The 11874-nt window shown below is 68.4% G+C and carries 10 protein-coding genes; 2 read left to right on the top strand and 8 right to left on the bottom strand.

The features are described 5' to 3' along the window. Nucleotides 1–243 precede the first annotated feature (243 nt). Together G3N94_RS35990 and G3N94_RS35985 are read right to left on the bottom strand one after the other, a co-directional pair. Complete coding sequence (locus G3N94_RS35990) at nucleotides 244–1695, bottom strand: aldehyde dehydrogenase (RefSeq protein WP_205798920.1); 1452 nt, start codon at nucleotides 1693–1695, stop codon at nucleotides 244–246. 45 nt (nucleotides 1696–1740) lie between these two features. Next, a complete protein-coding gene (locus tag G3N94_RS35985) occupies nucleotides 1741–2568 on the bottom strand; it encodes a p-hydroxycinnamoyl CoA hydratase/lyase (protein ID WP_205798918.1) in 828 nt (275 codons plus the stop codon). A 179-nt stretch (nucleotides 2569–2747) separates the two neighbouring features. On the opposite strand from G3N94_RS35985, the gene G3N94_RS35980 reads away from it, so the two are divergent. Continuing rightward, on the top strand, nucleotides 2748–3629 hold the full coding sequence (locus G3N94_RS35980) for an amidohydrolase family protein (RefSeq protein ID WP_205798916.1): 882 nt from the start codon (nucleotides 2748–2750) through the stop codon (nucleotides 3627–3629). 21 nt (nucleotides 3630–3650) lie between these two features. Here the strand turns inward: G3N94_RS35980 and G3N94_RS35975 are convergent, their stop codons facing one another. The 6 genes from G3N94_RS35975 to G3N94_RS35950 form a co-directional block, all read right to left on the bottom strand. Next, a complete protein-coding gene (locus G3N94_RS35975; RefSeq protein WP_205798914.1) occupies nucleotides 3651–4571 on the bottom strand; it encodes an SMP-30/gluconolactonase/LRE family protein in 921 nt (306 codons plus the stop codon). Nucleotides 4572–4636: 65 nt separating this feature from the next. Further along, nucleotides 4637–5656 (bottom strand): L-arabinose ABC transporter permease AraH, encoded by a 1020-nt coding sequence (araH, locus tag G3N94_RS35970; RefSeq protein WP_205798912.1) that lies wholly within the window; start codon nucleotides 5654–5656, stop codon nucleotides 4637–4639. A gap of 35 nt (nucleotides 5657–5691) precedes the next feature. Next, complete coding sequence (gene araG / locus G3N94_RS35965) at nucleotides 5692–7287, bottom strand: L-arabinose ABC transporter ATP-binding protein AraG (protein ID WP_241022265.1); 1596 nt, start codon at nucleotides 7285–7287, stop codon at nucleotides 5692–5694. 20 nt (nucleotides 7288–7307) lie between these two features. After that, on the bottom strand, nucleotides 7308–8312 hold the full coding sequence (locus G3N94_RS35960; protein ID WP_205798910.1) for an arabinose ABC transporter substrate-binding protein: 1005 nt from the start codon (nucleotides 8310–8312) through the stop codon (nucleotides 7308–7310). A gap of 148 nt (nucleotides 8313–8460) precedes the next feature. After that, nucleotides 8461–9390, bottom strand: a complete 930-nt coding sequence (locus tag G3N94_RS35955) for a dihydrodipicolinate synthase family protein (RefSeq protein WP_205798908.1) — start codon at nucleotides 9388–9390, stop codon at nucleotides 8461–8463. 40 nt (nucleotides 9391–9430) lie between these two features. Beyond that, complete coding sequence (locus G3N94_RS35950) at nucleotides 9431–11182, bottom strand: IlvD/Edd family dehydratase (protein ID WP_205798906.1); 1752 nt, start codon at nucleotides 11180–11182, stop codon at nucleotides 9431–9433. A 119-nt stretch (nucleotides 11183–11301) separates the two neighbouring features. Here G3N94_RS35950 and G3N94_RS35945 point away from each other — a divergent pair. Further along, the coding region (locus G3N94_RS35945) for a LysR family transcriptional regulator (protein ID WP_205798904.1) at nucleotides 11302–11874 on the top strand (573 nt) is incomplete at its 3' end.

Below are 11874 nucleotides of genomic sequence, written 5' to 3'. Positions count from 1 at the left end.
CCGGTAGCCGGCGGGCGCGGGCGGCGCGGCGGCGGCGCCGCGCGGTTGGGTCGGATCCGCAATCAAGGTGTGTCTCCTGTGTCGGCCGAACCTGGCGCCTCGGCTTCCGGTTCGGTCCGATGCTTCGCACTCTGGGCCCATCCAGCGGGGCCGGGCCCGCCGGACGCACTCGCTGGGCGCCCGGCGGGCACTTCGTTATGGTGTTGCCGTTGTCGTTACCGTTGCCGCGCTGCCGCGGCCCGCTCAGATCGGGTAATGACGCGGCCCGGTCTGCACGGTGATCCAGCGCAGGTCGGTGAACTCGGCGATCGACGCCTTGCTGCCGAAGCGGCCGTAGCCGCTCGCCTTCACGCCGCCGAACGGCATCTGCGCCTCATCGTGCACGGTCGGGCCGTTGATGTGGCAGATGCCCGACTCGACGCGTTTCGCGACATTCATCGCGCGCGCGATGTCGCGGCTGAACACCGCCGCCGACAGCCCGTATTCGCTGTCGTTAGCGGCCGCGAGCGCGGCTTCGTCGCCGTCGATGCGCTGCACGGTCACGACCGGCCCGAACGATTCGTCTGCGTAGAGCTTCATGTCGCGCGTGACGCGATCGACGATCGTCGGCTGCATCACCGCGCCGTCGACCTCGCAGCCGAGCGGCAGCGCGGCGCCGTGCTCGCGCGCATCGGCAACGAGCGCCGCGATGCGCTGCGCGGCCGCCGCGCTTTCGAGCGTACCGAGCACCACGCCGGGCGCCGCCGGGTTGCCAGCCTTCAGTGTGCGCGCCTTCGCGACGAGCTTGTCGACGAATGCGTCCGCGACCTTGCTGTCGACGATCACGCGCTCGGTCGACATGCAGATCTGCCCCTGGTTGAAGAATGCGCCGAACGCGACCGCATCGACCGCCGCGTCGAGATCCGCGTCGTCGAGCACGAGCACCGGCGCCTTGCCGCCGAGTTCGAGCAGCGCGGGCTTCAGATGCCGCGCCGCCAGCTCGGCGACGATCCGGCCGACGCGGGTCGAGCCCGTGAAGTTCACGCGCCGCACGGCCGGGTTCGCGATCAGCCGCTCGACGAGCGCGGGCGCGTCTTGCGGCGCATGCGTGATCACGTTGACGACGCCGTCGCCGAGGCCCGCGTCGTGCAGCACGCTGCCGATCAGCCGATGCACGCCCGGGCAGCCTTCCGACGCCTTCAGCACGACCGTGTTGCCGCACGCGAGCGGCATCGCGAGCGCGCGGGTCGCGAGGATCACCGGCGCATTCCACGGCGCGATGCCGAGCACGACGCCGCACGGCTGGCGCACGGCCATCGCAAGACTGCCCGGCACGTCGGACGGGATCACCGCGCCGTCGATCTGGGTCGTCATCGCAGCCGCCTCGCGCAGCATGTTCGCGGCGAGCATCACGTTGAAGCCGTACCAGTTCGCCATCGCGCCGGTTTCCGCGCGGCCCGTCTCGATGAATTCGGCGGCACGCGCATCCATCCCGTCGGCGGCGGCCATCAGACGCCGGCGCCGCTCGGTCGGCGCAAGCGCCGCCCACGCGGGAAACGCGCGCGCGGCCGCTGCGACCGCCGCATCGGCGTCGGCGAGCGTCGCCGCGGCCGCGCGCGACGCCACCTGCCCCGTCGCCGGATCGATCCGGTCGAACGTGCTGCCGTCCGACGCGCCGCGCGACACGCCGTCGATCAACAAACTCACTTCGTGCATTGTGCTGTCTCTCCGCTCAGATCCGGTTGCGTGCGGTGCGCCGTGTCAGCGCTTGTACGCCTGCAGGCCCGGCTTGATGCTCTTGTCGTCGAGGAACTGCTTGAGCCCCTGCTCGCGGCCGCCTTCCGGATCGCGATGGTTCGCCTGGTCGAGCTTCGCGTACAGGTAGTCCTCGTTCTGCTCCCACGTCAGTTCGCGGCAGCGCTTGAAGCCGTGCTTCGCGTTGCGGATCACGACCGGGTTCTTGTCCAGCAGCTTCGCGGCAAGCGCGCGCACTTCGTCGCGCAGCTGCGCACGCGGCACGCTCTTGTTGACGAGCCCCATTTGCGCGGCTTCCTGCCCCGTGAACGTGTCGCCGGTCATGATGTAGTACAGCGCCTGGCGGTGGCCGACCGTGTCCGCCATCGCCTTGCTGACGAGGTTGCCGGGCGGGATGCCCCAGTTGATCTCCGACAGCCCGAACACCGCTTCGTCGGCCGCGATCGCCAGATCGCACGCGACGAGCGGCGAGAAACCGCCGCCGAAGCACCAGCCGTTGACCATCGCGATCGTCGGCTTCGCATACATGCGCAGCAGCTGCCACTGCCAGCGGCTCGCATCGCGGCGGATCTTCTCCTGCAGGATCTCCGGGCCCGTATCCACTTCGCGGAAATACTCCTTCAGGTCCATCCCGGCCGTCCACGCGTCACCTTCGCCGGTCAGCACGAGCACCTGCGCTTCCCCGTCGAGCTCGAGCGTTTCCAGCACGTCGATCATCTCCGCGTTCAGTGTCGGGCTCATCGCGTTGCGCTTCTCCGGACGATTCAGCGCGACCCACGCGATCCCGCCCTCGACCACGACCTTCACGGTGTTCCAGCGACCTTCGTAACTCATCTTCGTTCTCCCATGACAGTGCCGCCACTCGCGACTCGCTGCCAATTTACTATCAGGTAACCTGATATGTAAAGTAGAATGACCGGGGCTCGGGACAAACCCCTAATCGGGCGTGAACGCGCGGCTTCGCGCGACGCACCGCGTTCGCGCATCACGCTTCATGACATGAGGAGACACGCTTGGATATCCGGAACCTGATTGCGATCGATACGCACGTGCACGCCGAGGTGTCGTGCTGCCAGCCGCTCGACCTGTTCGGGAAGGCATTCGACGACGCGGCCGACAAGTATTTCGGCACGGTGCTGAAGCAGGGCCGCCGGCCGACGATTCCCGAAACGATCGCGTACTACCGCGAGCGCCGGATCGGCTTCGTGATGTTCACCGTCGACTGCGAGTCGAACCTCGGCCGGCGCCGCATCCCGAACGAGGAGATCGCGGATTTCGCGCGCGAGAACAGCGACATCATGATCGCGTTCGCGAGCATCGATCCGCACAAGGGCCGCTTCGGCGCGCGCGACGCGCGCCGGTTGATCGAGGAACACGGCGTAAAGGGCTTCAAGTTCCACCCGACGATGCAGGGATGCTTTCCGAACGACCGGATCGGATGGCCGATCTACGAGGTGATCGCCGAGCACGGGCTGCCGGCCGTGTTCCACAGCGGCCATTCCGGCATCGGCTCGGGGATGCGCGGCGGCGGCGGTCTGCGTCTCAAGTATTCCGAACCGATTCATCTCGACGACGTCGCCGCGGATTTTCCCGACATGAAGATCGTGATCGCGCATCCGTCGTGGCCATGGCAGGAGCAGGCGCTGTCGATCGCGCTGCACAAGCCGAACGTCTATATCGATCTTTCCGGGTGGTCGCCGAAGTATTTCTCGCCGGAACTCGTCAAGTACGCAAATACGCTGCTCCGGCACAAGGTGCTGTTCGCGTCGGATTTTCCGCTGATTCGTCCGGACCGGTGGCTCGAGGATTTCCAGCACGCCGGGTTCCGGCCCGACGTGCATCCGCTGATCCTCAAGGACAATGCGGTCGCGTTGCTCGGGCTTGCTGCGCAGTAGGCCCAAGGTGCGCCGACGTGCTCACCTTGCCCGAGTCAACGCAAAGCGCGCCGTCGGCAAGCCTGCGTATCGCGTCTGCGCGACGAACACGCTGCCGGCGTGCGCGTCGTTCGCGAGTGCCGCTTCGTCCAGCCCGACCCGCGCACTCGTCACATACAGGCGCCCGGCTTCGTCGAGCGCCACGCAGCTCGGCTGCGCGGTCGGCACCGCGATGCGATCGGTCTCGACGCCGTCCGGACCGTAGCGGACCACGCGCCGCGCGCCCCACTGCGCATTCCACAGGCCGCCGTCGCGGTCGACCGTCGAGCCGTCCGGTTCGCCGTCTTTATCCGTCACGCGTGCGAACGGCCGCACGCTGCTGACGCTGCCATCCGCGTGGTAATCGCAGACGAGCAATTCACGCGCGGGCGAATCGCAGAAGACCATCCGCGATCCATCCGGCGAGAACGCGATGCTGTTCGCGATCGCAGCCGGCGGCAGCGCGAGCCGTTCGAGCGTCAGGTCCGGGTTGAGGCGGTAGAACCCGCCGATCGCGCGCGGTGCCGCGCCGCCGCCTTCGTCCTTCATCCCGAACACGAATGCGCCGTGCGGATCGCAGCGGCCGTCGTTGAGCCGCGTCGGCAGGTCGGGCTCGACGTCGGCAATGTGCGTGAAGCTCGCGGTTCGGACATCGAAGCACGCAAGACGCGTCGCCAGCCCGACGAGCAGCACGTCAGGCTCGTCGGTCAACGCGAAGCACGCGAGCCGTTCGGGCATCGGCCAGCTCGTCGTGCCCGAGCCGTCCGCGCGGCAGCGCCACAGCCGCGCGCCTTCGATGTCCGTCCAGTACAGCGCGTGCGTCGCATCGCACCATGTCGCGCCTTCGCCGAGCGTATTGCGGCAGTCCACGAGCAGCGTCGCCGATGCATTCGCCGCCGATGCCGCCTGATTCTCCTGTTGCATGCTGTCTCCGGAATCCCTGTTTGCATTCGCGCGCCGCGATGGTTCGCAGGACCCCGGCCCGGCCGTCAGATCCGCATCGCGCGGCGCTGATTGCGACGATACTGGTCGAACAGCACGGCAAGCAACAGAATCCCGCCGCGTATCAGATATTGGTAAAACGTCGGCACGTTCAGCAGGCTCATCGCGTCCTGCACGGCGCCCATGATCAGCACACCGACCAGCACGCCGGAAATCGTCGCGACGCCGCCCGTCAGCGACACGCCGCCGAGCACGCATGCGGAAATCACGCCGAGTTCGAGGCCGACCGACGTCTTCGGGTCGCCGAGGCTCATCCGCGACGCGAGCATCACGCCGGCAAAGCCGGTCACGAGCCCCTGCAGCACGAACACGGTGATCCTGATGCGCATCACCGGCAGTCCCGCGAGCAGTGCCGCGTCGCCGTTGCCGCCAACCGCCAGCACGTTCTTGCCGAACACCGTCTTGCGCAGCAGGAAGCCGAACACGACGAAGCCGACGATGTTGCTCCAGATCGGATACGAGATGCCGAGGAACGACCCCGAGCCGAGCTCGAAAAAGCGCTCTTCGGAGATCATCACCGCGTCGCCATTCGACGTGATGAACGCGAGCCCCCGCACGACCTCCATCATCGCGAGCGTGACGATCAGCGAATTGATCCGCCAGCGCGCGATCAGCACGCCGTTGACGAGCCCGACCGCGCCGCCCGCGAGCACGCCGGCCGCAGTGCCGAGCACCACGCTGTGCGTCGCGGTGATCAGCGTCGACGCGACGACGCCCGAGAACGCGACGATCGACGCGACCGACAGGTCGACCTCGCCGAGCGCGAGCACGAACATCATCGTCACCGCGATCGAGCCGATCAGCGTGACCGACAGCAGCAGGCCCTGGATGTTGCGGGGCGTGAGGAAATCCGGCACGGTCAGCGACAGCGTCGCGAACAGCACGACGAACACCATCACGATGCCGGAGCGGTTGATCAGGTTCCACACGCCGCCGCGCGCGCGTGCTGCCGGCGCCGGCGTGTCGGTGGAAGAGGAAGTGCGTTGAGGTTGCATGGCCTGGCTCATGTCGAGTGCGGGTTTCCGTTCGGGTGGTGCGTCGGCTAGCGCGGCAACGCAAGTTTGATCAGCGCATCGGGGCTCGCCTGCGCCTTCGTCATGCAGCCGGCGATCCGTCCTTCCTTCATCACGACGATGCGGTCCGACACGCCGATCACCTCGGCGAGATCGCTCGACACGAGGATCACCGTGCGGCCCGCGTCCGCGAGTTCGTAGAACAGGTTGTAGATTTCCGCGCGTGCGCCGACGTCGATGCCGCGCGTCGGTTCGTCCATCAGGAACACGTCGATGCGCTCGGCGAGCCAGCGCGCGAGCACCACCTTCTGCTGGTTGCCGCCCGACAGCGCGCCGATCGGCGTGTCGCCGTCGCGGGTCTTGATCGCGAGCCGCTCGATGTAGCGCTGCGCGAGTTCGCGTTCGCGCCGCGGCGCAAGCAGCATGCGCGCGGGGCTGAAATGTCGGCGCGCACTGATGTTCAGGTTGTCGGCCACCGACGCGATCGCGACGATGCCTTCCTGCTTGCGGTCTTCCGGGCACAGCGCGATGCCGGCACGCACCGCGTCGCGCGGGCTCGCGAACGCGACGCGCCGTCCGTTCAGCTCGACGTACCCGGCGCTCGGGCGCACGGCGCCGTACAGCAGCTTCATCAGCTCCGAGCGCCCGGCGCCGACGAGCCCGAAGAATCCGACGATCTCGCCGCGGCACGCGCTGAACGACACGGGTTCGGACAACCCGGGCCCGGCCAGCCCTTTCGCCTCGATCAGCACGTTGCCGGCCGTGCGCGGCCGGTAGCCGTATACGTCCGCGATCGGGCGGCCGACCATGCAGCCGATCAGCCGGTCGCGATCGAGGTCGGCGACCGATTCGAAGGTCTCGATGCGCCGGCCGTCGCGAAACACCGTCACGCGGTCGCACAGCGCGTAGACCTCCTCCATCCGGTGCGTGACGTAGATGATCGCGCGGCCATCCGCGCGCAGCGCGTGGATGATCCGGAACAGTTGCGCGGTCTCGCGCGCGGACAGCGAGCTGGTCGGCTCGTCGAACGCGATCACGCGCGCGTCGCGCATCAGCGCCTTGCCGATCTCGATCATCTGGCGCTGCCCGATCGACAGGTGCTTGACCGGCGTGTTCGGGTCGATGCGTTCGCCGAGCCGTTCGAGCTCGCGCATCGCCCGCGCGACCAGCGCGCGCTCGTCGACCACGCCGAGCCGGTTCGGCAGCTGCCCGAGCATCAGGTTCTCCGCGACCGTCAGCTCGGGCACCAGATGCAGCTCCTGGTAGATGATCGCGATGCCGGCCTCGAGCGCTGCGCGCGTCGACGCAAAACGCTGCGCGACGCCGTTCAGCGTCAGCGTGCCGGCCTGCGGCTGGTTCACGCCGGACAGCACTTTCAACAGCGTCGACTTGCCCGCGCCGTTCTCGCCCATCAGCCCGTGCACCTCGCCCGCGCGCACCGACAGCGACACGGCATCAAGCGCGCGCACGCCCGGAAAACTCACCGTGATGTCGTCGAGTTCGAGCAGCGCGCCGTCGGCGTCCTCGGCGCCCGCAGCGGCCCGATAGCCGGGCACCGCCACGCAGCCCGCCCGCTTGCTCGTGTCCGTCGTCGTCATCGTGTCCTCGCCAGCCGTCGTCGTCATCGCGTCCTCGCCGCCGTCGCTCAGATGCCCAGCTCGGCGCGCACGGCCTGCCAGTTGCCGCGCGTCATCAGCTTGCCGCTCGTCTGCGTGTCGGCGGGCGGCACCTTGCCGTTGCGGATCCAGTCGACGAGGTTCTGCGTGCTGTCCTTGCCGTGGTTCGTCGAGCTGACCGCGATCGTGCCGAAGAAGCCGGTCGGCTCCTTCTTCTGGAACTCGGCGAACGCCTCGCCCGCGCCGTTGATGCCGACACCGATCACGTCGGCGGCCGGAATGTGCAGCTGCTCGGTCGCGCGCACCGCGCCGAGCACGGTCTCCTCGTTCAGCGCGAAGATCACCCACTTCTTCACGTTCGGATGCCGCGCGAGCACCGGCGCGGCGGCGCTGAACCCGCCTTCGTCGTCGGTCGTCTTCTGCGGCGCGTCGTAGATGTTCTCGTTGCGGAAGCCGTTCGCGAGCAGCGCCTGCGTCGCGCCGTCGGTGCGCAGCTTCGCCGTCGGCAGTTCGTAGTTGGTCACGCGCAGCGCGCCGACTTCCTCGGGCTTCCAGCCGCGCTTCTTCATCTCGTCGGCGATTGCCTGTCCGACCTGGTTGCCGATCTTCGTCGCCGACATCCCGAGATGCGGCACGTTCGCGAGCGGCTTGCCCGACGAATCGACGAGCTGGTCGTCGACGGTCACGAACTTCATGTCGTAACGCTTCGCGCGCGCGGCGATCGCGGGCCCGAGCCGCACGTCGGGCGCGCAGATCACGAAGCCCTGCACGCCCTGCGCGCCGAGGTTGTCGATCGCCGCGAGCGTCTTCTCGCCGTCGGGCGTACCGATCTTCACGACCGTGAAGCGCTCCTTCTGACCGAGCGAGGTGGCCGCATTCTGCTCGTTGATGAACCACGCCTGCTCGGGCATCTTCACGAGAAAGCCGATCTTGAGCGGCGTGTCGGCGCGGGCAGCGCCCGGCATGCCGAGCGGCGCAAGGATCAGCGCCGCGAGCGCGGCGCGCAGGGTCAGTCGTCGGATCGTGCGGGTCATGTCGTGTCTCCTCCGGGTGCGGGTCGTTGTCGACCGTGATGTAGGTGTCGCTGCCTCTGTCGTTGTCGTTGCCGTGCCTGACGGCGATGCAGCATTCTTGGCATGCGCGGCATGCGCGACTTTCGCGGCAACCGGCTGCCGGACGGGTTCAACGCGCCCAGCGCAGCACGAGCGGATCGAGCCGGCGCGCGATCGCGACCAGTTCGGCGCGAGTATCCGGATGCAGGTCCGGCAGCGGATGGCGCGGCCGGTCGCACGCGATCACGCCACCTTCGCGCATCAGCGCCTTCGCGGCCAGCAACCCGGCCTGGCGGTTCTCGTGATTGATCAGCGGCAGCCATCGCGCGTAATCCGCATAGGCATCGTCGATGCGCCCTTCGCGGTGCGCGACGAGGATCGGCCGCAGCCCGTCCGGATACGCGCCGCCCGTCATCGCGCCGGTCGCGCCGGCATTCAGGTCGGCCAGCAGCGTGATCGCCTCCTCGCCGTCCCACGGCCCTTCGACCGCGTCGCCGCCGAGCCGGATCAGCTCGCGCAGCTTGTTCGCAGCGCCCGGCGTCTCGATCTTGAAATAGGCGACCTGCTCGATCTCGCGTGCCATCCGCGCGAGGAACGGCGCGGACAGCGCGGTGCCGCTCGCCGGCGCGTCGTGGATCATGATCGGGATGTCGAGCGCGTCCGACACGCGCGCATAGAATTCGAAGACCTGCGGCTCGGGCACGCGGAACGTCGCGCCGTGGTACGGCGGCATCGCCATCACCATCGCCGCGCCAAGGTCCTGTGCGCTGCGACTCCGCGCGGCACAGACGTCCGAGCTGTAATACGACGTCGTCACGATCACCGGCACACGGCCGGCGACGTGTTCGAGGATCGTGCGCGCGAGCACGTCGCGCTCGTCGTCGGCGAGCGCGAACTGCTCGGAGAAGTTCGCAAGGATGCACAGCCCGTCGGCGCCGGCGTCGATCATGAAATCGACCGCGCGCTTCTGGCTCGCGAGATCGAGTGCGCCGGTCTCGGCGAACGTCGTCGGCACGACGGGGAAGATGCCACGGTAGCGCGGGAAGCGGCTGGGTGTCATGGTTCGGATCCTGATCGGGAACGCCCGCGTCAATGCGGCGTCAATGCGAATGGCTCGGCACCGCGGCGCCGCGCTGGCCGACCAGGAAGTCGAGGTCGCACCCTTCGTCGGCCTGCAACACGTGGTCGATGTACAGCCGCGCGTAGCCGCCCTTGCCGCGCTGCGCGGCCACGCCCGGCGCGGCGGCCGGGTCGACGTCCGACAGCCGGCACGCCAGCTCCTCGTCGTCGATGTCGAGCCGCAGCGTGCCCGCATCGCAGTCGAGCTCGATCCAGTCGCCGGTGCGCACCGCCGCGAGCGGGCCGCCCGCCGCCGCCTCCGGCGCAACGTGCAGCACGACCGTGCCGTATGCGGTGCCGCTCATCCGCGCGTCGGAGATCCGCACCATGTCCTTCACGCCCTGCCGCAACAGCTTCGGCGGCAGGCCCATGTTGCCGACCTCGGCCATTCCCGGATAGCCGCGCGGCCCGCAGTTCTTCAGCACGAGCACCGAGTTCGCATCGACATCGAGCGCGTCGTCGTTGATCGCCGTCTTGTAGTGGTCGAAGTTCTCGAACACCACCGCGCGGCCGCGATGCCTGAGCAGCTCGGGGCTCGCCGCCGACGGCTTCAGCACCGCGCCGCGCGGTGCGAGATTGCCGCGCAGGACGCGGATTCCGCCGTCCGCGATCAGCGGCCGGTCGAGCGGGCGAATCACCTCGTCGTCATGGCTGGGCGCGTTGCACACGTTGTCCCACAGCGTCTTGCCGTTGACGGTCAGCGCTCCGGGGTGCGGCAGCAGCCCACCTTCACCGAGCCGGCGCAGCACGGCCGGCAGGCCCCCCGCGTAATAGAACTCCTCCATCAGGAAGCGGCCAGACGGCATCAGATCGACGATCGTCGGCGTGTCGCGGCCAATCCGCATCCAGTCCTCGAGTTCGAGCGGCACGCCGATGCGCCCCGCGATCGCCTTCAGGTGGATCACCGCGTTGGTCGAGCCGCCGATCGCCGCGTTCGCGCGAATCGCGTTCTCGAACGCTGCGCGCGTGAGCACCTTCGACAGCGTGAGCCCGTCGAGCGCCATCTCGACGATGCGGATCCCCGACATGTGCGCGAGCACGTAGCGCCGCGCGTCGACGGCCGGGATCGCCGCGTTGTGCGGCAGCGTGACGCCGAGCGCTTCGGCCAGGCACGCCATCGTCGACGCGGTGCCCATCGTGTTGCAGGTGCCGGCCGAGCGCGACATCCCCGCTTCCGCGGACAGGAACCGATGCAGGTCGATCTCGCCCGCCTTCAGCGACTCGTGCAGCTGCCACACGGCGGTGCCGGAGCCGATGTCCTTGCCGTCGAGCTTGCCGTTCAGCATCGGCCCGCCGGACACGACGATCGCCGGCACGTCGCAGCTCGCCGCGCCCATCAGCAGCGCGGGCGTGGTCTTGTCGCAGCCGGCGAGCAGCACGACCGCGTCGATCGGGTTGCCACGGATCGCCTCCTCGACGTCCATCGACGCGAGATTGCGCGTCAGCATCGCGGACGGCCGCAGGTTCGATTCGCCGTTCGAGAACACCGGAAACTCGACCGGGAAACCGCCCGCCTCGTAGATGCCGCGCTTCACGTGCTCGGCGAGCTTGCGGAAGTGCGCGTTGCACGGCGTCAGTTCGGACCACGTATTGCAGATGCCGACGATCGGCCGGCCGTCGAATTCATGATCGGGGATGCCCTGGTTCTTCATCCAGCTCCGGTACATGAAGCCGTTCTTGTCCGTCGTGCCGAACCATTGGGCGGAGCGCAACCTGGGTTTTGTCGCCGACATCGTCTCGTCCTGTTTGAGCGGGATACCGGCGCAGTCTAGGTAGAATTTTGATAACCTTCCAATGACGTTTTCGACGTCTCCGATGCCCCTTTCGATATCGATATAAACCCGTACGTACAATGCCCGATGCCAGCCCGTGGGGATTCCGCACCCGCCTGAAGACACGCCAGTTGCTGCTGGTCGTCGCGCTCGCCGACGAAGGCGGCATCCATCGCGCGGCGGCCGCGCTGAACATCACGCAGCCGGCCGCATCGAAGCTGCTGCGCGAACTCGAGGAAACCATCGGCGCGGTGCTGTTCGAGCGGCTGCCGCGCGGGATGCGGCCGACGCTGTACGGCGACGCGCTGATCCGCCACGCGCGCGCGGCGCTCGGCAGTCTCGACCAGGCTCGCGAGGAACTCGCCGCGCTGAAGGCCGGACACCTCGGGCACGTCGCGGTCGGCGCGATCACGTCGCCGGGGCTGCGGCTCGTGCCGCCGGCGGTCGCCGCCGTGAAGGGCACGCATGCGGGCGTCCATGTGTCCATCGAGATCGATACCAGCAACGTGCTGCTCGAACGCCTCGCGCAGGACAAGCTCGACATCGTGCTCGGCCGTCTCTCCGCGGAGCACGACAAGCTGCACCTGCGCTACGAACCGCTGACCGGCGAACCGGTCGCCGCCGTGGTGCGTCCCGGGCATCCGCTGCTCGCA

Source organism: Burkholderia sp. Ac-20353 (assembly GCF_017104785.1).
Classification (GTDB): domain Bacteria; phylum Pseudomonadota; class Gammaproteobacteria; order Burkholderiales; family Burkholderiaceae; genus Burkholderia.
Note: the sequence above shows the minus strand (reverse complement) of the source record. Positions and strands in the feature narration are given on the sequence as shown.